This window comes from Streptococcus sp. OMI750 (genome assembly GCF_047463895.1).
Classification (GTDB): domain Bacteria; phylum Bacillota; class Bacilli; order Lactobacillales; family Streptococcaceae; genus Streptococcus.
Genome location: NZ_JASHCZ010000001.1, coordinates 614,356 through 638,735, shown reverse-complemented (window position 1 = coordinate 638,735; position 24,380 = coordinate 614,356). Strand labels below are relative to the sequence as shown.

21 protein-coding genes are annotated in these 24,380 nt (G+C 34.7%); 8 read left to right on the top strand and 13 right to left on the bottom strand.

The genetic code is table 11. The features are described 5' to 3' along the window. Positions 1 to 239: 239 nt before the first annotated feature. The 4 genes from QM830_RS03295 to QM830_RS03280 all read left to right on the top strand — a co-directional run bounded on the left by QM830_RS03295 (position 240) and on the right by QM830_RS03280 (position 4,830). A complete protein-coding gene (locus QM830_RS03295; protein ID WP_414325623.1) occupies positions 240 to 1,283 on the top strand; it encodes a dihydrolipoamide acetyltransferase in 1,044 nt (347 codons plus the stop codon). Between the two features lie 41 nt (positions 1,284 to 1,324). Beyond that, entirely contained in the window at positions 1,325 to 3,031 is a 1,707-nt protein-coding gene (gene lpdA, locus QM830_RS03290) for a dihydrolipoyl dehydrogenase (protein ID WP_414325622.1), read from the top strand. A 58-nt stretch (positions 3,032 to 3,089) separates the two neighbouring features. Beyond that, a complete protein-coding gene (locus tag QM830_RS03285) occupies positions 3,090 to 4,079 on the top strand; it encodes a lipoate--protein ligase (RefSeq protein ID WP_414325621.1) in 990 nt (329 codons plus the stop codon). A gap of 109 nt (positions 4,080 to 4,188) precedes the next feature. Next, positions 4,189 to 4,830 carry a hypothetical protein gene (locus QM830_RS03280; protein ID WP_414325620.1) on the top strand — a complete coding sequence of 214 codons (642 nt, stop codon included), beginning with the start codon at positions 4,189 to 4,191 and terminating at the stop codon, positions 4,828 to 4,830. A gap of 85 nt (positions 4,831 to 4,915) precedes the next feature. Here the strand turns inward: QM830_RS03280 and xerS are convergent, their stop codons facing one another. The 6 genes from xerS to QM830_RS03250 form a co-directional block, all read right to left on the bottom strand. Continuing rightward, a complete protein-coding gene (xerS, locus tag QM830_RS03275) occupies positions 4,916 to 5,986 on the bottom strand; it encodes a tyrosine recombinase XerS (protein WP_070465915.1) in 1,071 nt (356 codons plus the stop codon). A 275-nt stretch (positions 5,987 to 6,261) separates the two neighbouring features. After that, complete coding sequence (locus tag QM830_RS03270) at positions 6,262 to 8,109, bottom strand: zinc-ribbon domain-containing protein (protein WP_006152013.1); 1,848 nt, start codon at positions 8,107 to 8,109, stop codon at positions 6,262 to 6,264. Between the two features lie 8 nt (positions 8,110 to 8,117). Then, entirely contained in the window at positions 8,118 to 8,831 is a 714-nt protein-coding gene (locus QM830_RS03265; RefSeq protein WP_006151858.1) for a hypothetical protein, read from the bottom strand. After that, positions 8,824 to 10,494: a hypothetical protein gene (locus QM830_RS03260; RefSeq protein ID WP_006151537.1), complete on the bottom strand. Its 1,671-nt coding sequence runs from the start codon at positions 10,492 to 10,494 to the stop codon at positions 8,824 to 8,826. The genes QM830_RS03265 and QM830_RS03260 overlap by 8 nt, the downstream gene beginning before the upstream one ends. After that, a complete protein-coding gene (locus tag QM830_RS03255; RefSeq protein WP_025197155.1) occupies positions 10,491 to 12,341 on the bottom strand; it encodes a hypothetical protein in 1,851 nt (616 codons plus the stop codon). Before QM830_RS03255 ends, QM830_RS03260 begins: the two co-directional genes overlap by 4 nt. Before the next feature lie 3 nt (positions 12,342 to 12,344). Then, positions 12,345 to 13,613 carry a site-specific integrase gene (locus QM830_RS03250; protein ID WP_006151645.1) on the bottom strand — a complete coding sequence of 423 codons (1,269 nt, stop codon included), beginning with the start codon at positions 13,611 to 13,613 and terminating at the stop codon, positions 12,345 to 12,347. A gap of 900 nt (positions 13,614 to 14,513) precedes the next feature. On the opposite strand from QM830_RS03250, the gene QM830_RS03245 reads away from it, so the two are divergent. Genes QM830_RS03245 through QM830_RS03230 form a run of 4 tightly spaced genes read left to right on the top strand, consistent with a single transcriptional unit; the run spans position 14,514 to position 15,758 of the window. Further along, positions 14,514 to 14,759, top strand: a complete 246-nt coding sequence (locus QM830_RS03245) for a hypothetical protein (RefSeq protein WP_001813542.1) — start codon at positions 14,514 to 14,516, stop codon at positions 14,757 to 14,759. Beyond that, positions 14,756 to 15,091, top strand: a complete 336-nt coding sequence (locus QM830_RS03240; protein WP_414263450.1) for an imsC-like protein — start codon at positions 14,756 to 14,758, stop codon at positions 15,089 to 15,091. The genes QM830_RS03245 and QM830_RS03240 overlap by 4 nt, the downstream gene beginning before the upstream one ends. A gap of 12 nt (positions 15,092 to 15,103) precedes the next feature. Further along, positions 15,104 to 15,472 carry a hypothetical protein gene (locus QM830_RS03235; RefSeq protein WP_000567222.1) on the top strand — a complete coding sequence of 123 codons (369 nt, stop codon included), beginning with the start codon at positions 15,104 to 15,106 and terminating at the stop codon, positions 15,470 to 15,472. Then, entirely contained in the window at positions 15,459 to 15,758 is a 300-nt protein-coding gene (locus QM830_RS03230; RefSeq protein WP_001072467.1) for a DUF5960 family protein, read from the top strand. Before QM830_RS03235 ends, QM830_RS03230 begins: the two co-directional genes overlap by 14 nt. 117 nt (positions 15,759 to 15,875) lie before the next feature. Here the strand turns inward: QM830_RS03230 and msr(D) are convergent, their stop codons facing one another. The 7 genes from msr(D) to QM830_RS03195 all read right to left on the bottom strand — a co-directional run bounded on the left by msr(D) (position 15,876) and on the right by QM830_RS03195 (position 24,067). Beyond that, on the bottom strand, positions 15,876 to 17,339 hold the full coding sequence (gene msr(D) / locus QM830_RS03225; RefSeq protein ID WP_414263451.1) for an ABC-F type ribosomal protection protein Msr(D): 1,464 nt from the start codon (positions 17,337 to 17,339) through the stop codon (positions 15,876 to 15,878). A 119-nt stretch (positions 17,340 to 17,458) separates the two neighbouring features. Next, positions 17,459 to 18,676 carry a macrolide efflux MFS transporter Mef(A) gene (gene mef(A), locus QM830_RS03220; protein ID WP_000417519.1) on the bottom strand — a complete coding sequence of 406 codons (1,218 nt, stop codon included), beginning with the start codon at positions 18,674 to 18,676 and terminating at the stop codon, positions 17,459 to 17,461. A 385-nt stretch (positions 18,677 to 19,061) separates the two neighbouring features. Then, positions 19,062 to 19,232: a hypothetical protein gene (locus tag QM830_RS03215; protein WP_000873143.1), complete on the bottom strand. Its 171-nt coding sequence runs from the start codon at positions 19,230 to 19,232 to the stop codon at positions 19,062 to 19,064. Between the two features lie 628 nt (positions 19,233 to 19,860). Further along, entirely contained in the window at positions 19,861 to 21,543 is a 1,683-nt protein-coding gene (locus QM830_RS03210) for an ABC transporter ATP-binding protein (RefSeq protein WP_414263452.1), read from the bottom strand. Positions 21,544 to 21,545: 2 nt separating this feature from the next. Beyond that, positions 21,546 to 22,283, bottom strand: a complete 738-nt coding sequence (locus tag QM830_RS03205; RefSeq protein WP_001244586.1) for an ABC transporter ATP-binding protein — start codon at positions 22,281 to 22,283, stop codon at positions 21,546 to 21,548. A gap of 135 nt (positions 22,284 to 22,418) precedes the next feature. Next, complete coding sequence (locus QM830_RS03200) at positions 22,419 to 23,159, bottom strand: hypothetical protein (RefSeq protein ID WP_414263453.1); 741 nt, start codon at positions 23,157 to 23,159, stop codon at positions 22,419 to 22,421. A gap of 278 nt (positions 23,160 to 23,437) precedes the next feature. Then, positions 23,438 to 24,067 carry a TetR/AcrR family transcriptional regulator gene (locus tag QM830_RS03195; RefSeq protein ID WP_000113543.1) on the bottom strand — a complete coding sequence of 210 codons (630 nt, stop codon included), beginning with the start codon at positions 24,065 to 24,067 and terminating at the stop codon, positions 23,438 to 23,440. Between the last annotated feature and the right edge of the window lie 313 nt (positions 24,068 to 24,380).

The window sequence follows — 24,380 nt, the reverse complement described above, 5'->3', positions numbered from 1 at the left end:
ATTGAACTCGGGCTAAAGTCTGTGTGAAAAAGATAAACTTTCCTAGAAACTAAAGTTTCTTCGTCAAGTTTCCTATTTTCGCTTTGACTTTTAACGCCCTTAGTATCTTATAATTGAATCCGGACGGAGGCCTGTGAAAAAAAGATAGATTTCCTTGTGTTCATCGAACACATCGTCAATCTCCTATTTTTTCTTTGTCCTCTACGTCCTTGATATCTTAGTATAGAATAGGAGAGGTCATGGCTGATGATAAGCTAAGAGCGACTCCTGCGGCTAGAAAATTAGCGGATGATCTTGGGATCAACCTCTATGATGTTTCTGGTTCAGGCGCAAACGGTCGTGTCCACAAAGAAGACGTGGAAACATATAAAGACACAAATGTGGTTCGCATTTCACCACTTGCAAAACGAATTGCTTTAGAACACAATATTGCTTGGCAAGAGATTCAAGGAACTGGTCATCGTGGTAAGATCATGAAGAAGGACGTCCTTGCTTTCCTTCCTGAAAATATTGAGAATGAGACCATTAAGTCACCTGCTCAAATTGAGAAGGTAGAAGAGGCTCCTGATAATGTAACACCTTATGGTGAAATCGAGCGAATTCCGATGACACCAATGCGTAAGGTGATTGCTCAACGGATGGTGGAATCTTATTTGACAGCACCAACCTTTACATTGAACTATGACGTCGATATGTCTCAAATGTTGGCCCTTCGTAAGAAGGTATTGGATCCAATCATGGAAGCCACTGGCAAGAAAGTCACTGTTACGGATCTGCTTTCTCTAGCAGTGGTTAAGACCTTGATGAAACATCCATACATCAATGCGTCATTGACGGAAGATGGCAAAACCATCATCACTCACAACTATGTCAACTTGGCTATGGCGGTTGGGATGGACAATGGACTGATGACACCGGTTGTCTATAACGCAGAAAAGATGAGTTTATCAGAGTTGGTGGTAGCCTTCAAGGACGTTATCGGACGTACCTTGGACGGTAAATTAGCACCAAGCGAATTGCAAAATTCAACCTTTACTATCAGTAACTTGGGGATGTTTGGTGTTCAATCTTTTGGACCGATTATCAACCAACCAAACTCTGCCATTCTTGGGGTTAGCGCAACTGTTGAAAAACCAGTTGTAGTTAATGGCGAAATCGTCATTCGTCCAATCATGAGCTTGGGCTTGACCATTGACCACCGCGTTGTCGATGGTATGGCTGGTGCCAAATTCATGAAAGACTTGAAAGCCTTGATTGAAGACCCGATTTCAATGTTGGTCTAATCAACGAGAGAGAATAGAAACAAGAAAAAGAGGGAAATAAAATGGCCTTAGAAGTAATTATGCCAAAAGCCGGCGTAGATATGACCGAAGGACAAATCGTTCAGTGGAATAAAAAAGTCGGCGAATTTGTAAAAGAAGGAGAAATTCTCCTTGAAATCATGACAGATAAAGTCAGCATGGAATTGGAAGCTGAAGAAGATGGCTACTTGATTGCTATCTTAAAAGGGGACGGCGAGACTGTTCCTGTAACAGAAGTGATTGGTTACCTTGGTGAAGAAGGGGAGAACATCCCAACAGCTGGAGCAGCTACTCCAGAAGCAAGTCCAGCGCCAGCTGCAGCAAGTGCTTCAAATGATGACAATAAGAGCGATGATGCTTATGATATCGTTGTTATTGGTGGTGGACCTGCTGGTTATGTTTCTGCCATTAAAGCAGCTCAATTAGGTGGTAAGGTTGCTCTTGTTGAGAAATCTGAACTTGGTGGAACATGTTTGAACCGCGGATGTATCCCAACTAAGACTTACCTACATAATGCTGAAATCATTGAAAATATCGGTCATGCGGCAAACCGTGGGATCATCATTGACAATCCTAGCTTCACAGTGGATATGGACAAGGTTCTTGAAACTAAGAACAAGGTCGTAAATACTTTGGTTGGTGGTGTTGCAGGACTTCTTCGTAGCTACGGAGTTGATGTTCATAAGGGGATTGGTACCATTACGAAGGATAAGAATGTCTTGGTCAATGGTTCTGAATTACTTGAAACTAAGAAAATCATCCTTGCTGGCGGTTCAAAAGTCAGCAAGATTAACGTTCCTGGCATGGAATCGTCCCTTGTGATGACTAGTGATGACATCTTGGATATGAATGAAGTTCCAGAAAGCCTTGTGATCATTGGTGGTGGGGTTGTCGGTATCGAACTTGGTCAAGCCTTCATGACCTTTGGTTCTATGGTTACGGTCATCGAAATGATGGACCGGATCGTACCAGCCATGGATGCAGAAGTATCTAAGAACCTTCGTTTGATCCTTGAGCGCAAGGGTATGACGATCTTGACAGATACTAAACTGCAAGAAATCATTGAAGAAGATGGCAAACTCCGTATCAAGGTTGAAGGAAAAGACGATATCATTGCAAACAAAGCTCTTCTTTCAATCGGTCGTGTTCCAGATCTTGAAGGAATTGGAGAAGTTGAATTTGAATTAGACCGTGGTCGTATCAAGGTCAATGAATACATGGAAACGTCTGTTCCAGGTATCTATGCGCCAGGTGATATCAATGGTACGAAGATGTTGGCCCACGCTGCCTTCCGTATGGGTGAAGTTGCTGCTGAAAATGCCCTTAAAGGAAATCACCATGTTGCTAAATTGAACTTGACTCCTGCAGCTATTTACACACTTCCTGAAGTTGCGGCTGTTGGTTTGACAGAGGAACAAGCTCGTGAGAAATATGATGTCCAAATTGGTAAATTTAATTTTGCCGCAAACGGACGTGCCATTGCATCAGATGCGGCTCAAGGATTTGTTAAAGTCATTGCTGACAAGAAATATGGTGAAGTTCTTGGGGTTCACATCATTGGTCCAGCAGCTGCTGAATTGATCAACGAAGCTTCTACTATCATTGAGATGGAAATCACTGTAGAAGAAATGCTCAAGACCATCCATGGGCACCCAACCTTCTCAGAAGTGATGTACGAAGCTTTTGCGGATGTACTTGGAATGGCCATCCATTCACCTAAGAAAAAATAAAAATAGATAGACTAGACTGGAATTATTTTCCAGTCTCTATCGTATTAGGAGGTATCTTATGAAATACATTGTCAATCATTCAAACGACACTGCTTTTAATATTGCTTTAGAGGAATATGCTTTTAAACACCTTTTGGACGAGGATCAAATCTTCCTTCTTTGGATTAACAAACCATCTATCATTGTAGGTCGTCACCAAAATACCATCGAGGAAATTAACCGTGACTATGTTCGTGAAAATGGAATTGAAGTAGTCCGTCGAATCAGTGGTGGTGGAGCTGTTTACCATGATTTGAACAACCTAAACTATACAATCATTTCAAAAGAAGATGAAAACAAGGCCTTTGACTTCAAGAGCTTTTCAACTCCAGTGATCAACACCTTGGCTGAACTTGGTGTTAAAGCTGAATTTACAGGCCGTAACGACTTAGAAATCGACGGTAAGAAATTTTGTGGGAATGCCCAAGCCTACATCAATGGTCGGATCATGCACCATGGCTGCCTTCTCTTTGACGTTGATTTGTCATTCCTTGCCAATGCTCTCAAGGTATCTAAAGATAAGTTTGAGTCCAAAGGGGTTAAATCCGTCCGTGCTCGAGTAACTAATATTATCGATGAGCTGCCAGAAAAGATCTCTGTTGAAGAATTCCGTGACCTGCTTTTGGACTACATGAAAAAAGAATATCCTGAGATGACAGAATATGTCTTCTCAGATGAAGAATTGGCGGAGATCAACCGTATCAAGGAAACCAAGTTTGGTACCTGGGATTGGAACTATGGGAAGTCCCCTGAATACAATGTCCGTCGTGGCACTAAATTCCCTAGCGGTAAGGTGGAAATCTTCGCGAATGTTATTGAATCCAAAATCCAAGACATCAAGATTTATGGAGACTTCTTTGGTATCGAAGACGTAGCAGCAGTAGAAGATGTCCTTCGTGGTGTCAAATACGAACGCGAAGACGTTCTTAAAGCCCTACAAACCATTAACCTAGGCCGTTACTTCGCAGGAATCACTGCAGAAGAAATTGCCGAAGCAGTTGTTGAATAAAGTGAAAGATATCCATTTAACATGGATATCTTTTATCTTAAACTTGATATTCAAAAATAATGAGAGTAAAATATAGAGGAAATCTGAACAAAAAAGAGGATCATATTCGATGATGAAAATTCCAGTTGAAAATCTTGGTCTATTTGAACAGTTAGATCGTATAGTAGTGGCTTTTTTTAGCAAGCAACAATCTTCCAGTCCATATGATTTGAATATCAGTATTACACAAGAACACCTTGACCAGAAAAAGCAAGAGCTAGAACCATTAGGCTATCAAGCTGTCCAACTACCATTAGGAATGGCTTTAGATAATATCATCCAGCAACCTCATTATAAAAATTTAATCCTTGGTGGACTTGCTCCCGACGAAATTATCGTCAGCAAAGAAGAATTAATGCCTTTGAAAGATATTGTAGATAGTTTTTGTATTATGTACGCTGCAGCGAATAACAGACTGGAAAATAGTAGGGCTTATGAATTAATGAAAGATAAGACGGTTTATTTTATTGGTAAACTATTTACAGATATTCCAAAAGCCGGTGATGAAATTGCGTATTTAGGAATTGACCGAATAGCGAGCGATGGTACACCATATGAAGCAGTTAAATGCTTTCTAACGGAAGAGAGTGCAGAGAAGTTCAATGGTGAAAAAAGACCTGTCACTCCTGCAAACTTGGCCTATCTAAAATCATTCTGGGGAAAACCAGTCATTATTGAGCAACACCGTAATTATTGGATCGAATTTTTATAGAAAGAATAAAAGAGCGTAAGATTCGATAAAAAATCCTACGCTCTTTTTCTAACGCTAAAATATTACATAATTTATATTATGTATCTCATAAACTATCCAAGGCATTTTTCTGTTCGTCATTAACGATATGCGTATACAAGTCCGTTACCTGTGTGCTAGCGTGTCCTAGCTGATGACTGACTAAAACTTGGGATTTGGTTGCATCATAGAGACGAGTTGCTAATGTATGGCGTAGTTTGTGGGGAGTTACGCGGACTTTAAAGTCTTCTGAATACTTGGCCACCATCTTTTCAACACTAGAAGCATCAATCCGGTTTGGAACCCCTCGATACAAGGTTAAGAAGAGGGCTGTATCGGTCTTCTCTGTCTTATAACGTTTGTCTCGAATAGCGAGATATTGCTCTAAATAAGGCTTAGCAAAGGCAGCGACATTAACCGAGTCTCGTTTTCCACCTTTTCGAGTGACGTCAATCACCATCATCTTAAGATTGAGGTCTCGAAGATCAAGGTTAACTGCTTCGGAGAGACGAACACCAGAAGCGAGAAGGAGTGCAATGATGGCTAAATCACGCTCTTTATTCTTATTAAAGGAAGATAAGGCGCGATTTGAGAGTGTCTGAGGGTATTCCTGATCGATATAGTTGAGAAAACCTTCTGTCTCATCCCCTAAAAAGAGCTTTTGTTTGATATTTTCAGCTCGAGCAGCCAAGGTTTCTTTCTTTTTCTTGGTCGCAACCTTCTTCATGACATTACGGTAGAAATAAGGTTCCCCTTGCTCGTTTTCAACTTCCTCAGTCAAATACTTATAAAGGCTAGAAAGTGCCGAAAGGGTACGGTTAATGGTTGTTTGAGAAACCCCGTTTTTCGTCGTATTGGCATTGAGCAGAGGACGTTCACGCAAGTAAAGAATGAAGGATTCCATGTCTTTCTTGGTCATGTGCTCCAGAACGTCTAAGGGAATATTGGCCATGGTGTCAGCATCCGATATACCAGATTCCAAGACCCAGGTGAAAAATCGATCGTATTCCTTTAAGTATTCGTATAAGGTCGTAAAACTATATGGAACGGCTAGTTTTGATTGGTAATATTCTAAGACGTACCAAGGCATGACTTGTTTGAGTTTATCGATACGTTCTAATAAGATCTCGCGTTTCATGTTTTTCTCCAAATCTTTCTATACTAGTAGTATAGCATAGCCAGATATATTTTTCAAGAAAATTATAGTTTTTCGGAAAGATGTTATAGAGGATCTCATCTTTAACTGGAAAAAATTTTTCTCGAAATAATGTACTTTATTCCCGTGAAAACTAAATCTTTCGCATACTAAAATTCTGTACACTATCTACTTGAAAACTAAAAATACAATCTTTTAAAATAATGTACTTTATAAAAATCTATGATAAAAAACAAGTTCAAATTTGAACCTGTTTTTTAAATTTTCCTATAAGGAACAAAATGTTCTCTTTTTCGTCTACGCCCTTTACAAAATATGCATGGCTCGATAGATCGTTTTACATTTGCAATCTTATCTACAATAGCCATTCTATAACGATGCTCTGGATTATTCTTACAAATCCACCAAAATCTTAATTGCGTATTATTTGGGATTCTTTCTGGATCCCCTAGAATAAGATTGTTAAGATAGTCCCACTCGTTCATCAAATCTTCAAATGAGATATTATCTTGTCTTTCTTTTAATTCTGCACAAAATGGACACATTTCTTTAAGATCTTTTGTCTCGGAATTTAAATACTTATTTAATATAATGCTGAAGCGCTCATGAAATTCGAAGTTACATTCTTTGCAGCGCCATAAATAAAACCTTTTTTCAGTTAATAATGGAACAAAACTATCTATTGAGACTTTATTATTTGGTGCCCACAATTTTGCTAGTTCAGGGTACAAATAATCAAATGTATTATACCCATTCAGAGGCTTATCGTTGTTACAGAAAGGACAACACTGAGAAACTTCTCTTCGAATTGGGATAGAACATAAATATGTCCCATGACACTTTGAACAATCCCACCAATATTTTTTCGTTTCTATTGTTGTCTGAGATAAATGAATAGGAATTTTATTTTTATCGCTCCATTCTTTGATGAGTTTTGGTTCTTTAAGGAAAATATTATTTTTAAATACCTCAGTCCTCCAGTCACATTGATTGGGACATGTTTGAAAGTTTTGATTTTCTAAATCGGTTCGACTGATCATTTCGGCTGGGCTACATTGAAAGTTGATTTTACAACAAGGACAAACCCAACTAACTACATTATTTGACTTAAACCAATATTCGGAAAAATCCCTTTCATTACTGAGGTCCCAAAATTCCCTCAAATAGGGATGTGTTTCATTTAGTGTATTAAAATCCTGAAGTTTTTCTCTATTTGAACAAAATGGACAAGACCTATCTGTTTTTTCAAATAGTGAGCATGAATACTCTCCGTGACAATTCGTACATTCCCATAACACATGAACATTAGATAATACATCAACTTGATTAGGTGTATTATTGTTCCTTTTAGACCACTCCTTGAGCATGGAAGAATTTAAAAAAGATAGAGGAGAAACATCAAAATCTTTATCCAATAACTCTTCAAATGAAGAATGACACTCCAAACAGTAATGACCACTTCTTTTAATTCGGTTCAATAATCTATCAATAGATAATTCAAATTTGCAATGACACTTATCACATTCCCAATGGATAGGTACTGTTATATTGTAACTCAGCTTCAGTTCGTTAAATTTAAATTTGTTTAAATGTTCGCTATAGATTTTAGCTAAATTTGGATAAATTGATTTGTAATCGCAATGATAGGAAGTTTCATTGCAGCCAAAATGAAATAAATCCCCACTTGTTAGTTGAAATAACCTCTTATTTGTCGCAGAATCTTTCCAACTTAATTGACACGTCGGACATTTAAAATTGAATTTTCTTTTACTATTGAACGGCAAGGTAAGAAGTTTCTCATCTAATTCTTCATCTCGCTCAATGCTGTAGTTTATATAATTTCTGAAATCGGGATAAACCTGAAGGACGCTCTCATTTTCATCAATGGAACGTTCACCTAATCCACAATGGGGGCAACACCTAAGATATTCATAACTGTCAAGCTGCACATCAATGATTTTCGCTTCCCAATGGTGTTGACAATAAGGGCAAGACCAATAGGCATATTTTAAACTATTTGACGATAATTTTTTGGGGTCAAGAACATTTCGTTTTTGATCCCAGTACATGTAAATAGCTGGATTATCTTTAACTTTCTTGTTCATTTCTTTCCTCATTTATAATTAGTTTTGCTGTCTAGTAAGTTTTTAATAGAAACCACTTTAGTTGATTTTTGAGGATTTTCTTGTTCAATAAGACCACCAGAATGAAAATCTATTTCTGAATCAGCGGTGATGATATTGTCTGCTAGGAAATCCTCACTGATAACCTTTTGAGAATATTTTAACAATCCTTCTTCTTTTAAAAGCTCATTCGCAATTTCTGGATAGACACTTGTTTTGATTATTTGTAATAGTTTTTGATTCTCATCACTTAACTCATTTTCTCTTTGTAGCTTCTGTTTTAAATCTTCATTAGTTGACTGTAGTTCAGAATTTAAACTACGTAACTTATCTGCTTCTTGTTTATAGCTGGCCGCAATGTTTGCTATTTTCTTGTAGTATTGGCTAATTTCCACCAATGCTCTTTTCATAGCACCTGGAGCACGATTTTTTGCCATAAAATTGTCAGGATCTATGGTCTTATAAGTAATTACAGCTTCATAATTTTCATCTTGGTATTTAATTTCACTTTCTTTTAAAAAATCCCTGAATCTTTTATTACGTCTAATGGTTGTATCCGCAACATTTTGATAGCCATTATTCCTAACATAGTCACCAAACCGAGGGATTTTTACCAAGCTTAAATCACAGGAACACTGGGAAATTAAATACTGTTCAAACAAATGAATCAATTCATCATCAGAAATTGATTTCTTTCTAGCCATTAGACTTATTCTCCTCTAAAGATAGTTGTTTAGCATTTAAGTAATCTTGATAGGTATTGCTAACTGTTTTTAATTTCAACAAAGCTTCTCCAATATCTTCAATATGACCTTTCCCTTGCCTAACTTTTCTAATCGCTTCATCTACAACCATAGCTTTTTCATCAACTGACTTTTTAAATGTTTTATCCATTGAAAAATAATCTTTACCTGCTTTACGGTAAAAAGGGCAGCTCGTACAAGCACCTAGTTCTGCATGCTCACTAATAACTTTCAGACAATCTGAATAATCACCTTTCGCAAAGCGGGGTGAGTAACACCGTCCTTTATTTTCTAAAGTGATGTATTGTCCTTGTGCTGTATAAAATGGCTGTCTCTTACTTATGGTGTAATTCGTATTCTTACTCGTTAGTTTACGATACATTTGATAACTACGACATTCAATAAATTGGCTTAAATTTGAAAAATAGTGAGATGAAGTTGTCACATCTTCATGACCAGCTAAAAGCATAGCTGTAACAGGACTAGCCCCTTCTGCAATTAAATTGATCATTGCAATGTGTCTCGTATCCCCAATATGAATCAAATTAATCTCGTTTTCATCTAATCTAGCTGGAAAACTAAAATAATTAACTTGATAACCGTATTTTTGAGAAATAATCTCATTAAAAAAATACCTCAAAATAGTATTGAGATTAGTGTAAGTTAAAAATCGGTTATTAACACCTGTTCGACGACCCCAACGGTTATAATGAGGATCAGTCACAAATAATGTATCTAATTTAGTAGAATTATTATTTTCCGTAAGTTTGAGGTAAGTCTTTATTTCAGAAGCTAATGAATTAGTAATTTCATAAGTATTCAAAGTATAATCTTCAGAAATTTTATGTGCAACAAGTCGATCCCTTCCTTTGATTATATTTCTCCTTAATGTAAGAAAATATTTTCCATCTTTCTCGGTTAAACAGTTTCTTTGTATTAAAAGAAATTCTCTTGGCCTTAAAGGTAAAATTGCTGTAATCTGCCACCAGAGATACAATGGATAATAAAATAGACGTTCTTTCTTAGATAATGTTTGAGACCAATAATCATTTAAAATGTCATTAAAAGTAAAATAGGATTGAAATTGCGCTAATTGTCTTTGCTGTTTTGACCTCTGCTTTTTTTGAAGGTTGATAGTTAATTTATTATCTAATTGCTCCAATAGTTGATTTAGTTGACTATCATCTGAACAGGGAAGATTTGAGAAAAAGTCAATACATAAACCAGGAAATTTTACAGAAATATTTTCTAAATCTAAAAACGTATCTTTGGTTGTATTTTTAATAATTTGTTTAATATCCATTAGAAATAGCTGTAAAGTTTTTAAAACATGTTGTTTCATTGAGAAAACAATAAAACTTTTTAAGTAATTGATAAATTCCTTATAAGACAACTGAAAAAATGATTGATAAAATCTCCTATATTGAAATTCAGAAATGTTAAAAAACAGGCTAATATTGGCATATTCATTTGTAGTTTCCCATTTCTTATGATCAAAATCGTAACTTAGAATAATTCCTTTATCAAAATAGTCATCGAAAACTTCTTTTGCTCGCAGAACACAATCACGGTCAAAAGTTTCAAAATAATTTTCAATTTTAAAAAGTTTAGCTTGATTGTTCAATTTATTAACTCCTTTATTATTTCTTCGTAATCATGTAACACGTCATCTCCATATTGCTCGCATAAAGCTTGCAACATTTCAGTTAAACAAGGTTTTATTTGTTCTTCTAAAATACTCCGAATTTTACCTTTTTCTAAATCAGTTCGAACTCTAGAGTATTGTTTGTTCAAACGATTGAATTCTCCTACTAATAACAATAAAGTAGATTTCGTTTGTAATTCATAATGACAACCGATGCAATGTTGCCTATCGTCATATGGACAAATCTTTCCAAGCGCAGATAAAAGACACATGCTTTCACCTTGTTTTGAGAAGGCTTCACCGTTTCCTATACGATGACAAATAGTAAGAAGTTGATTAGGCTCTGCTTCTTCTTCTACCAAAATCTTTAATGCCTTTTGCGATTTCACTTCTGCCTGAATGCTTAAAGCCAATGTTTTTTCAATCTCATTTGGTGTCAAATCTAACTGTTTAATCATCTGAGTCTGTTGACTAGGACTTAATTCTTTATACTTTCCTCTAGTTACAATCGTCAGGATCATTGATGGAATCATAGATAAAACACCTCGTTCAAATAGTTCTCTCGCAACCATTTCTGGTTTAAGCTGGCTTAGTTGGGCATCTTTTAGGTACGTTGTTGTAGTTTGTGCAAATTCATCGAATGAACCTTTATGGCTACGGGCTAATGCGGCTAAAAAATAGCCTTTAATATTTAACTCAGATTTTTCTTGCAAAACATCATCTGCTAACATGGCAACAGTTTGAAGATAGGATTTATTTGCAGATCTAGAACTAAAATTCCTTTCAAGAAATAAGTCTCCAATTTCTTTCCCCATATATCGATTAATTCGTTTATATTCTTTTATTTGTCGAATTAAAGGTTCATCATTATTATCTTTATTCAACTGATAATGAGCTTCACAGATAGCCAACAACGTTCCAATCAATACCTGACAACTCTCAGGGACCTGAAATTTAATCTGACTAATATTTTTAGTTCGCTTTGTTTTGTTTGGAGTAATATTTAAATAAGTTAAACGAGTTGTAATACTTAAAAGAGTTCTTCTTGCCTCACTGCTACTCCAATTACCACTTCTAACTGATTTTAGAACTTCTTTCGGTGTTCTAGGAAGTTGTGGATGTCCAAGTTGTTCTAAATCTGTTCCACGTAGCGCACATATAAAATGAAGTGCTAGAAATAGCCAGGTATCTGCGTAGTCTTTTGAGATTGCTGCTTTATAAAGCATATCTTCTTTTCTAATGTAATTGTCATTAAAAAGAAAATACAGTAATTCTAAATATTCGTCTAACTCATAAGCGTTAGTCTCCTGTTCTAATGTGTATCGAGGTGTAAATTCATATCTTTTGTGATAGTTACATCTCATTTTATTCATTAACCACTTTAAAAAATCAATAAAAACTTCGCCTTTTTGCTTTTCAAGTGCATATACTGCTTCTTCAACCAACAATTCAATCTCATTATCATTACAGAGAAATAAATCTCTTTTAAGATAAAAAGCAAGAAAATCTTGAACATAAAACATGTTTTCCTTAGATAAGTTGCTATCTTCTGAGTATTGCTGAAAATATTTGTAAGTTAATGGGAATTTTTGTTTAAATATAGGCTGAATTCCTGCTAAACCAGTTGGTCCAAGAAGATAATTGGTTATTTTTTCTATTAATAATTGAGCATCTTTATCTGAGATAGAATAGTTATCCAAATCAATCTCAATATTAAACCAATTGTTATCAACTAAAAACTTACTAATTTTGCCTTTATACTGTATATCGTTTTTTCCGAGTTCACTTAACAGATTTTCGATCAAAGATTTAATTGAATAAGTCATACATTACCTTTCTAACTTATCACCAAAAAGTTCATTTGCTCGCCAATTCATATAGTCAAAAACACCATTATTAACTTGACCATATTGTTTTGCGATTTCTCCTTTGTTTTGTAGATAAACCCAAGCACTCTCAGGCGATTTATCACCTCTTGCTGACATAAGCTCACTTATTTCAGAAACCCCAGATAATACTAACTGTGTCGTGTACCAGTGTCTGAAAATATGTGGGGAAATATTATGCTCCTGCAAAAGCTGCCCAAAAAAGACAACCTCTGCATCATCAGATTTTAAGAAGATTGGGATCATTTCGTCGCGAATAATCTTACGAAATCGTTGATAGTATACATCGTATGATAATGCTTTTCCTCGTCTGTTAAGATTTAAAGGTCCATAATCCTTCTCATACTTCTTACCTTCCAGATAAGTCATATAGTCATTATAAGTGTCTAAAAAGACCTCCAGAAAGATATAAGGTACTGCTTGAAGTCTTTCCTTTTTAATCCGTCCAGTTGGCTTTAAATCGCTTCGGAGAGGTATTTCTTTTCGTAGATCGATCTCAATCTTAAATACTTGCCCATCACTTTGGTGAAACAAAATACCTGGCCCTAGAGGACTATCTTCACGTCTTACATTGCATGCTTCTGATGGTCTTAAGCCAACAAAGGCTCCCAAGGCCACAACCATGAGTAGATCTTTATGATAGTGTGCTATGTGAGAAAATAACATCTCAAAAGCACTATTTGGCATATCACGAAAAATAGCTTTCTCAGTGTTGCTATCATTTACGTATATTTCAAAATTTGGTTCTTTACGCTTTATAACCCGTCCTCTACTATTCGTAAAAGTTGTCGTAGAATACAATTCTTCTGCTTTTAACTTAGCCTTTCCCTCTCGCTCACTTAAATAAAGAGTTAAGAAGTCAAGAACTGCATTTACGCATTTTTCAACGGTGCTTTTCTTTCTTTTTTCTCTATCTCCTGGTAACTGAGATAATCCATAAAGCGTAAAAAATTCTCTAACCATTTCAAGTGTAAGTTGATCTATACTTTTAAGTCCAGAAGTACCAAATATAAAATTTAGAAACTTAACAACGTAAGAAAAGCGTTTATTCCCATCATCTGAAATAGACTTGATTCTTGAAGTAGATTTAACATAACGATGAAAATCAGTAAATTGTAAGTTGCCGTCATCGTGCTTCAGAACGATAAATTGCTTTGTCACGATGTTGTTATCACCTAAAACTAGTGAATGTTTATATACAACAAATCTCATGTTATCTCCTTGTTTAATATGACTGAAGGTTCTGACTGGGTTTTAGGATGTCAATACACAAAAAAACGATCAAATCAGTACCATTTTCCTTTGTGCTCTAAACTGCATAAAGGGAATATCGATGAGTACTTTCATTGATCGTTATTATTATTTGAATTAATTCAATAACAAAAGTAACTTCATCTAAGTAATAAGAGCAATTAATTAGCTCAGCAACAACGATAACCACAGCAACTCCTTCTAAACAATGAAAGGAATATCCGCCGTGGCTATCTATTTACTTTTTTTCTTTTACTTTTGTAAGTTACTTTTGTTATTTTTACTTTTTCTGTATTATATCATATTTTGATTAAATTGTCATCTGAGATAGTGATTTTAAAAAAACTGGAAATTTTTTTAATTGTATATTTTGACAATAAAAAACATTTTTATATCAATTTAATGATTTTAGAGCGTTTTTAGCTTATTTGATTTTAAAGTTGTCGTCTATTCCTCAGGATTACTTGAAGAACAGGAAAAATTCGACAACAAAGTAGTCGATCTATTCAGTTATAAAACCTATGAAGGTCTTTCTGCTGGAACTGGCCACTCCTACTTTGGAGATGTAGATTATACTCTTACTTATTCAACTGAGAATATCCCTCATGATTTCTCCTCATGTGCTGAGAGCTTTCTTCTATACTAATAGACGAAAGGGTGTGAAAATGATTTTTAAATGATACTGTGGAACGGAACAGTAGCCCTAGTATTGACTACTGTCGTTTCTATTCATATTGGCTATTCTAGGACTGAGATGAAAAAATCTATAAATGCTCAGAATAAAATTGAACCCGCAAATCTCCCCAAAACAATGGTGAGTCATGTACTTGTATTATTCCGAAAAAATACACCTCTGGTGCAGTGAGACAAATTGGTGTATCTTATAGTGGCTTCGTAGATGAAAGCTATACTCTACTATCACTCTTTGATGATGTAGAACAAATTGAAAAAGATAATAGACTTCAGACAGCTATTGATGTTGTCAGAGAACAGTTTGGTTTTTTAGCCATACAAAAAGGAACCGTCCTAACTGAAGGTTCCAGAAATATTGAACGCAGTAAACTTATCGGTGGTCATTCCGCGGGTGGATTGGAGGGATTAAAATGAAACAAGAAAAAAATACAGTACAATTTTCAGAAATCCGTAGCAAAGGATGTAATGATATTGAAATGCTTGAAAGATTTTTACATGGAATCGTTGAAACAGCAACTTCAAAACTTCGTCAGAGAAAACTCAAAACAACTGAAATATCGATACGACTAGTACATGCTAAATCTGAAAACCGATTACCATTGGAATTTACATTTAGCATTAAGCCAACAAGCTCATCTGTGATAATCTATACTGAGGTAATCAATCGCTTTAAAGAATGTTACACAGGTGGGGGAATTCAAGGTTTTACGATTCAATTTGATAAAAAAACCCTTGCCTCTGCATAGAAAGGATTTGATATGATTGACCGTTCATATTTACCATTTCAATCAGCAAGAGAGTACCAGGATACAAAGATGCAAAAATGGATGGGCTTTTTCCTATCTGAACATGCATCAGCACTCTCTGATGATACAAACAAAGTAACGTACATGTCTGACTTATCACTAGAGAAGAAATTATTACTCCTCAGTCAAGTATACGCCGGGCAGCTACGCACACGCATTCAAGTGATTGAAAAAAACAAGCGTGTTTCCTACACTGGAACAATACCAAGTCTGACCAAAGATTTCATTTTGATAAAAACTACAACAGGTCACATCAATTTGAAATTAAAAGACATTATTAGTATTGAACTTGTCGAGGAGGTGCTCTATGAATCAGCTTGAGTTTCAGCGTAATCACCTACAAATGGACTATTATAGCGAGAGCTACCAAGATTTTGAACGTGACTTCTACCGCTACTCTAACATGAATATTCCATTGACCTTCCTAACTGATGATATCCTAAAAACAATGGCGACTTCACGTAAGAATTACTTTGTCCTCAATAAGGAAAAGTCCAGAGATAACCGCGATCACTTCTTCATATTTGAAGTAAGTACCGTAGATGAGAATCCGCTAATCTATCATTATACATATAAGAAAACTACAATATATTTAGCAGAAAAATAGGAGCAGTTCAATTGACTGTTCCTATTTTTAATATTCATAAAATCTAAAGTCTTTATACTCTTTAACAATGGAGTCGCCAACCAGAACAGACTATACTGACCAGCGACTACCTTAAATTTAATGTTTCAGATTTATTTTCTTATCTCTAATTTCATAAACTACATCTGCTACATTTTCGAGTAATCGTTTATCGTGGGTGATAAACACGATAGTTCCGGTGTACTCCTTCATTAGTATTTCCAAAGCCTCTAAACTTGGTATGTCAAGGAAGTTACTGGGTTCATCCATTATTAGGATGTTATATCTACCCATGAGCATTTTAGCAAGCAACAATTTTATAATTTCTCCACCGCTTAAAACAGATAAACTTTTTCCAATATCGTTCTGTTTGAACCCCATAGATGCTAGCACTGAACGAATTTCTGATATATTGTAGTCACAATCCTTCTGCATAAACTCCATAACATTCTGATTACTGTTGTACTTGTAACCATTCTGTGCAAAGTAACCTATTTTTGCCTTAGGCGAAATAGAAATTCCTTCTTCATGGTTTAAGATCATTTGGATTAAAGTTGTTTTTCCGATTCCATTACCACCAGTTAACGCCACTTTTGCTCCTAACGGAATTTGAAAAGATGCATTTTCAAACAGAGCCTTATCCCCAAATACTTTATTAATTTCTGCACCGACTATAGGGTATGGATTATGGAGCTCCAATGCTTTACTTTGACTGAAACGAATTCTGCGAATGCCTTCCGGAGCTTCTACTTTTCCTAAGGCCGCAATCCTGTGCTCTAGGGTTTTAGCAGCATTATACATCTTTTTTTCCTTACTTCCTATTGATTTTTGATGAGCTAAACGCCCTCCGTCTTCAGTACTTTTTTTCTTTGAAGAACCTTTTGCCTTCTGTTCTATTTTACGAGCCTGTTTTCGCTTTTCCTCCGCAGCCCTTTCCAATCGGGCACGTTCCGCAATAAATTGTTCGTATTCTGCAGCTTGGCTCTTACGTTCTTCCTCTTTCTGACGAAGATAATCAGAATAGTTTCCCCAATACTCAGTGATTTTGCCATCTTTCAGTTCCCATATTTTATCTACTATTTCATCAAGAAAATAGCGGTCATGGCTAATAACTAACAGTGCACCTGTAAAATATTTTAGCTGTCCTATTAGAAAATCAATTCCTTCACGGTCTAAATGGCTCGTAGGTTCATCCGCTAAAATACCATGAACCTGTGCCGATAAGGCCTGTGCTATTTTAAGCCTTGTTTCTTCACCACCGCTCATAGTCTGTATATTTAATTGCTCAACACCTAGCTTGCCTACAAGTGCAAAATCTTTTTCCTCCTGCAGAGTTACTTCGTCCAACTGGGGAATATAGGCAAGTTCACCCAGACGATTCATTTTACATCCTGGGGGAGTTAATTCTCCTAAAAGTACCCTGAGTAAAGTGCTTTTTCCAGCACCATTTGCTCCTACTAAACCAATACGGTCATAATCATATACTTCTAATTCATTTATATCTAAAACATCGCGTCCTTTGAATTCCACACGAATGTCTTTTGCTTTTAATATTAATTCCATAACATTTCCTCCTGTCTATAATCGCATGCTTTCATTTGCTTGTATGCAGGGAAAACCCTGCGATTTTAGCAGGAAGAGTTACATGAAAATAAGATACATAAATATTCCTCCAATATTGTTTATTTTAAATCTAATTTTCTAACCTCAGTTATCATTTGGCAAACTATAGCAATGCCAATAATTAAAATACCTGATAGTAAAAACCAATGATTTACACCGATTTTATCAGCAAAGAATCCAGAAAGAATTAACCCAATTGGCATAGCAAGTGACATGATACTTCCGATCAAAGAAAATACACGTCCTAAATATTCAGGCTTAATTTTCTCCTGAAAAAGAGCTGTTTGCACACCGCTATAAAATGGCACCGAAAGCCCCATTATTGCACAGCAAACTACGAATATTACAAATCCATTTGGAGGAAGTATTCCCGAAACGGCTAAACTGGTCCCCATTATAAAAAATGAACTTGTTATTAGTAATACATGCTTTTCGAAGCCCCCTAATCTTCCTAATAATAAGCCTCCTGCTAGCATCCCAAATGCAAAGGAAATTTCCGTAATAGAAATATGCACAGGCGTTCCATTAAAGTGTTCCATGCTTATTAAAGGAAATAGTGCATTGATTGGCATATAAACAAAAGTATATAGTGTTCCTAAGAGTAATAAGGCAAACAATCCTTTGTTTTGTCTCAGAACCACAACTCCTTCTTTCATCTCCCTTATGAAATTTGGTTCTAAACTTTGCACTTGATTACCCAGCTTAGGTATACGTACAATTGCTACCGTAATAGATGCAATCACAGCACCCAATACGTCGATGGCAATAATAGCATTTAAATCCCAAACGGAGTATAAGAGTGCTGCAACTGCCGGACTAACAATATAGCTTATAGACTGCAAAGACTGACTATAGCCTGCGCATTTCGTTAGCTGTTCTTCTGGTACTAAAAGTGGTGTAACCGCATTGAGTGCTGGGGTATGAAAAGCTGTTCCAATGCTACGGATAAACAATACTATCATAATCATCCAGACAGGTAGCTCCATACAGAATGCAACAATAGCAAGCACTGCACCAGCTGCTGCGATAATTAAATCGGCACCAATCATTATCTTCTTCCTATCATGACGATCCACTAGCACACCAATGGCAGGTCCCAAAATCGCATAGGGTAAAAAACCTACTAATGAAGCCATAGACAAGACCATCGCAGATCCTGTTTTTTCTGTAAGGTAAAAAATAATCGCCATTTGCAGGATGGCACTAGTGATTAATGATACTGCTTGCCCTGCCCATATTGCATAAAATTTTCGTTTCCAATTGTTGTATTTTTCCATTTATATTATCTCCTGCATATTATTTTGCTTGAATTTCTATTTTGAATAGCATTCTAGGCAATAAAAAATGCAGGCCAAACCCCACAATGTGGCTTTTGGTCTGCATACATACAATTTGGAAACATTCATATTAAAGACATAGTTAAATAAAGGTATAGTTAAATAACCAATATCCTCACCGTAACTAATGAATGCTCAATATCGTATAAATAAGCACAACAAAAAAGCCTATCATCGGGTATAGATTCTGCTTTTTTTATTGCCAGCTTATCTTAAACGCATTGAGGCTGTCATAGTTTCGGTTCCTCCTACATCTTTGTTTATATCAATTTATAGTATAACACAACAAGATGATATGTTCAATATAAAAGTTATGGAATGAGACTCATACTTCCAATTCGATGCCAGATTTAAAGGATATGACGAAGTTTTCTTCATAGACTGTAACGCTCTGGATTATCTTCCTTAGTAGCAAGCGATTAGCTTTCACAAAATCTTCTGTTTGTAGTTTTAAAAATTCATCAGGATTTTCTAACTCAACCTCAAAATATTTCATTTTACATTCCCTCATTTCATTTATTGATAAATTGAGTTTGCAAAAAAGAGTGGACAATTTTTGTCTACTCTTAACCTTTAAAATAGTTTTTTTTAATCGATTTGAAGTTGCCTAAATTATTACTTATTCGGTAAAATGAAGTATTGCTTTCAACAGATTTCCTTCAACTACACTTCATTTGATTCAAACAAGGTGGGTACATTTCTATTCCCACAAACTCCTTGTCAATGGAAACAAACACGTACCCACAGGGTAAATGGAAATAGAAACTGATAATTTCTAGCTATCACTTCTACTCATTCCAAAAATTTTCTCACTCTGATACTTACCCACCATAAAGCAAAAAGCCTTGCAATCAAGGCTTTCATTATCCCTTTCGTTCAAAGGTTTCTAAGCTTTTACGAGCAGAGCGACACACTCAGCGGTTCGCTATCTCCGTTCTGTCTGCGTGCTAGCACTTGTCAATCACGGACAGCTATCGCATGGGCGGAAGTAAATGCTAATCTTCGTCGTTTTACTCCTTGACTAGCAAACTTACCGCCTCAACATGTGGTGCTAGCAAGCTTATATATTATAGAACGAAAAGGATAGAGTGTTTTATAAAATTATACTATAAAATGAAAGAGAATTACACACTCAACTCAAACAACTTATAAAACTCACCTCTCCTATCCATCAAATCACTGAAAGAACCATCTTCAACAATAACGCCATCTTTCATAAAGAGAATTCTATCGTATTTTTTCAAAATGTTCTCATTCAACTTGTGGGTTACTACAAGTGCAGTCAAATTTTGAATATCCAAGATTGAACTTTCAATTTCAGTAGTTACTTGATTATCCAAAGATGAAGTAGCCTCATCCAATAATAAGATTGGTGTTTTTCGAATCAAGGCACGCGCAATACTAACTCTTTGTTTTTGTCCGCCAGATAGATTTGAGCCATTCTCTCCACATAAAGTTTGTAGACCAGATTCATTTTCTAAAACATAACTTTCTAAACCCGACTGCTGTACAGCTTGCTTTATTTCCTCATCAGTGAAGGATTGATTAAGAGTAATATTTGCTCTTAAAGTATCATCAAAGATATAAACGTCTTGTTGAACAATTGTCATTAAGTTATAAAGGCTCTCTACTGAAATAGCTTGCAAATCTATATTATCAATGGAGATGTGCCCACTTGTTACATCGTAAAAACGCAGTAATAGATTGAGCAAAGTTGATTTCCCACTCCCTGACATTCCAACAATTGCAATTTTTTCTCCTTTTTGAATCTTCAAAGATAAATGGTTAAAAATTTTTTCTTTAGTATTAGGGTAAGAAAAGTCTATATTTGAAAAAGAAATAACATCATCGAAATATTCTTTTGTTTCACCAGTCTGAAGCTCAGTTACATCTTTTACCTCAAATGCATCTAGTGTTGCCTGACCTTCACGAAATTTACTTATTCCCATTCCAACTTCATTCAGTGGCATTACTACAAAATTGACCAGTTGAACAATAGCTGTTACACTCCCAATTGTGGTAGAGCTATTAAATACGAGATACATCCCTCCACCAAAGGCTACCAAAAAAACAATCATCCCTGAAAGCTGTGAAATAACATTAGCTAAAACGTCAAATTTCCCTTTTATAAAATTTATTTCATCAAATTTTTCACTTTCATGACTATAATCCTCACAGATAGCCTCTTTCACATTAAAACTTTTAATAACAAGAAATCCTGCTAAAATATCTTTAACCTTAGCTAAATACTTCTGATCGGCAACCATAGCTCTATTTTGTAAAGAGGCTGATTTTTGTCCAATAAATCCTGAAATCATCATCGGAATGATGCTAGCAATGATAACTAATAAGGTCAAAAACCAATTACCTATAAACATAGTTAGAAGTGAAAAAATCATTAAGGAAAGGTTTTTTGAAATATTAAAATACTGGTATAGATAATCTTGCTCAATTTTCTTCATATTTTCGGTTAATACGGAAATAAATTTCCCTGATTTTTCTTTAGAAAAGTCTCTATAATCCCTATCTAAAATAGATTGGAACACCTTGTTTTTGTATCTTGACATGATTTGCCTAACAAGTTTATTTCTCAATCGAAGAGATATAAAGTTGAGTGCTGCATAGATGAAAATAACAGTAGCTCCTACTAGTACCGCTTGAGTTAAGGCTTCTTTATTTTGGGACATGCCACTATCAATAATACCTTTAATAGAATAAGCAAAAGCAATATTAGTTAAAGGGACCAGTATATTAAATATCATGAAAGCATAAAAAGCCTTCTGATGGTTCTTTATCAATTGTTTCATCCTTAATCTACCTCATAATTCTTAATTTCATTTAGAAAATGTGACATAAAATATTCTTCTAAGTCAATATTCTCTCTCCTAATCTCTTTCATAGAAACCTGTTCTACAATTTCTCCATTTTTGATAAAGCCAATTTTATCTGCTATCTGTGAAATTTCCGATAATATATGACTCGATATTAGAATAGTAATTCCATGCTCCTTAGAAAGCGACAACAAAAGATTTCGAATTTCTTGAATCCCTATTGGATCTAAACCATTGATTGGCTCATCTAAAATTAACAATTTAGGTTTTGTTAGAAAGGCACGAGCTAAACCAAGCCTTTGCCTCATTCCTAACGAAAAATCTTTTACTTTTTTAGTCGTATTTTTTAAGCCGACCATTCTTAAGGCTTTTTTTATATCTGATTCAATAATATTTTTCCCCATATATTGAGCGTGAATTTCCAAAATTTCTTTTGCAGTGCAATTATCATAAAAAATTGGTGATTCAATAATACTTCCAATCTGACTTAGGATTTCTTCTCTGTGTTCTTGTAGATTTTTCCCAAAAATTTCAATACTACCTGATGTAATTGTTGATAAGGTTAACATACATTTCATTAACGTTGTTTTTCCAGCACCGTTCGGTCCTAAAAAACCATAGATTTCTCCTTCAGCAATTTGAAGGTTGATACCACTTAAAATTTCTTCTTTATCAATTGTTTTAAAAACTTCTTTTATTTCAACAATATTTCTCATTTCTATCTCTCTTTCTATATCCAGCTTTAAATGAAAGAATTTTTCTCCTGGAGCATAAATACCAACTTATACAGCCTCTTTTTTTATAGAAATCATCAAGGAATTATCACATTCCTTCAATTAAATTCAGCTATGCTACTTGATACTATTATCTTGTCTTGAAATATTATAAATTGAAAATGAAGTAATCATTAAACTTATGAAACTTGCAAATATCAAAAAGAATAAGTTATCAGCAATATTATTAGATAAACTTCCTGGACTGGCATTCGAAAGTAATGCTGCTAAACCAAGTCCTGTAAGCATTGTTATAGCTGTTGAATGCTTAATCATACCTAAAACAAATGGTAATAACCCTATTAGTACTGTTCCAAACGTAATTCCAGCTAAGTTAATTAATTGATTAGCTACAGGGATACAACTAGATTCAGTTACAACAGCCATGAATCTAATGAATATTTGAATAACTAAATGTGCAGAAAAATGGGCAATAAATGATATTAGGATGACTAAAAGAATTTTTCCCCATAGTAACTTTATTTTAGAAATAGGGTAAGAAAACAACTGAAAAATTGTTCTTCGTTTAAATTCATCAATGATAATCGTAGATAATAAATAAGATTCGAAAATCAAAAATGCTGCTTTTGTAAATAAAGATGAAAACAATGAAGCTACAATTGCCCAGCCTTCCCATTTACCAGTAACTCTAATAACATTAGAATCCTGACCAGCGAATTCTCCTAGTTTATTGTCAGTACCTAAACCCATAATAATGATTGCTGTAATGCCTAACACTATAAAAATAGTACACAACCAGGCTAAAAATAATTTAGGTTTAGAAATTTTATTTAATTCAATTTTAATAAGCGATAACATAGATTCTTTCCTCCAAAGTGTAAATAAAGAGTAAACTATTCAAACTAATCTCAACAAATATTTAAAAATTAGCTTATTTTTCAGACAATTACACCATACATACTATCGGTATGGCTACACTGAAAAATAAACATACCTACGGTATGTATAGTGGATTTTTAATAACACACTTTAAGTGTGTTATTTTTAAATTATAAATTATGTAATATAGTTTATTCAATTGATAATACATAAATAGAAATTAGTATTAACAAGAATGTCATGCGACTACTTATTTACTATTTTTTTAAGTGATCAAATAAGTTGAAAATCACCTCCATCATTTCATCAGAAATTAACTGTACCCCTAGACCTTCAAAAGTAAGTTTAATGAAATTCATTTTGCGCTTTAATTCTACTAATGAAAAAACGGAAATTTGAAAACCAATCCAAATATTTAGAGTTAAAACAATTAAATCTGCTAGCTCTTCTGGATATTCTGTTTTAATAGACCCATCTTCAACTCCTTCGTAAACTTTTTCTCTAATTTCGGGTAAAAAATCAGAAAATAGACCTAGATACTGCTCTCCTAACAAACGTGGACTTCTAAGCATGATTGAGGCAGAGTAAACGAGCCTTTGGTGTTCAAAATTAGAGAAAGAGTCCATCAAAGAATTTTGTATCTTTTCTAACCCAGTATTTCCTCTCCAATTATAATTTAAAATTTCTTGATTATTTTCGCTAATGATTGTTTGCAGTATATCGTATTTAGACTCAAAATGATGATAGATAACACCTTTTGTTAATCCACCTAACCCATCTATGATATCTTGTATTGACGTATTATCAAATCCTTTTTCTAAAAATAAATTTTTAGAGACCTCTAGTATTTTTTGTCTAGTTTCATGTGAGTTTCTATTTCTTGCCATTCCAGTCCCTTTCTATCATACCAATGGTATGTAATTCTATTGTAGTGGAAGTAACTAATAATGTCAAGTTCTTTATTGGAATATGAAAAACCTTTATAATAAAGGCTTTTCATTATTACTTCGCTACAAGGTTTCTAAGCTTTTACCAGCAAAGATACACACTCAACATGGGTTTTAGAGGACTAAATGGAGTCTGAATTGCCTGATAGAGATGTAGTATTGATTAAGCCATCAACAAAAAATGTACAAAACAAAAATAAAGTACACTACTTAATGAGTGCACTTTATTCTTCTAATTCAGTTTTATCAATGG

Excerpts from the sequence above, each read along its gene's own strand:
- QM830_RS03205 (WP_001244586.1), bottom strand. The coding sequence starts at position 22,283 with ATGAGAAATATTGTTGAAATAAAAGAAGTTTTTAAAACAATTGATAAA.
- QM830_RS03230 (WP_001072467.1), top strand. The coding sequence starts at position 15,459 with ATGAATCAGCTTGAGTTTCAGCGTAATCACCTACAAATGGACTATTAT.
- QM830_RS03265 (WP_006151858.1), bottom strand. The coding sequence starts at position 8,831 with ATGGCTAGAAAGAAATCAATTTCTGATGATGAATTGATTCATTTGTTT.
- QM830_RS03215 (WP_000873143.1), bottom strand. The coding sequence starts at position 19,232 with ATGAAATATTTTGAGGTTGAGTTAGAAAATCCTGATGAATTTTTAAAA.
- QM830_RS03285 (WP_414325621.1), top strand. The coding sequence starts at position 3,090 with ATGAAATACATTGTCAATCATTCAAACGACACTGCTTTTAATATTGCT.
- QM830_RS03270 (WP_006152013.1), bottom strand. The coding sequence starts at position 8,109 with ATGAACAAGAAAGTTAAAGATAATCCAGCTATTTACATGTACTGGGAT.
- QM830_RS03295 (WP_414325623.1), top strand. The coding sequence starts at position 240 with ATGGCTGATGATAAGCTAAGAGCGACTCCTGCGGCTAGAAAATTAGCG.
- QM830_RS03240 (WP_414263450.1), top strand. The coding sequence starts at position 14,756 with ATGAAACAAGAAAAAAATACAGTACAATTTTCAGAAATCCGTAGCAAA.
- lpdA (WP_414325622.1), top strand. The coding sequence starts at position 1,325 with ATGGCCTTAGAAGTAATTATGCCAAAAGCCGGCGTAGATATGACCGAA.
- QM830_RS03250 (WP_006151645.1), bottom strand. The coding sequence starts at position 13,613 with ATGAGATTTGTTGTATATAAACATTCACTAGTTTTAGGTGATAACAAC.
- QM830_RS03235 (WP_000567222.1), top strand. The coding sequence starts at position 15,104 with ATGATTGACCGTTCATATTTACCATTTCAATCAGCAAGAGAGTACCAG.
- xerS (WP_070465915.1), bottom strand. The coding sequence starts at position 5,986 with ATGAAACGCGAGATCTTATTAGAACGTATCGATAAACTCAAACAAGTC.
- QM830_RS03200 (WP_414263453.1), bottom strand. The coding sequence starts at position 23,159 with ATGTTATCGCTTATTAAAATTGAATTAAATAAAATTTCTAAACCTAAA.
- QM830_RS03255 (WP_025197155.1), bottom strand. The coding sequence starts at position 12,341 with ATGACTTATTCAATTAAATCTTTGATCGAAAATCTGTTAAGTGAACTC.
- QM830_RS03280 (WP_414325620.1), top strand. The coding sequence starts at position 4,189 with ATGATGAAAATTCCAGTTGAAAATCTTGGTCTATTTGAACAGTTAGAT.
- QM830_RS03195 (WP_000113543.1), bottom strand. The coding sequence starts at position 24,067 with ATGGCAAGAAATAGAAACTCACATGAAACTAGACAAAAAATACTAGAG.
- QM830_RS03210 (WP_414263452.1), bottom strand. The coding sequence starts at position 21,543 with ATGAAACAATTGATAAAGAACCATCAGAAGGCTTTTTATGCTTTCATG.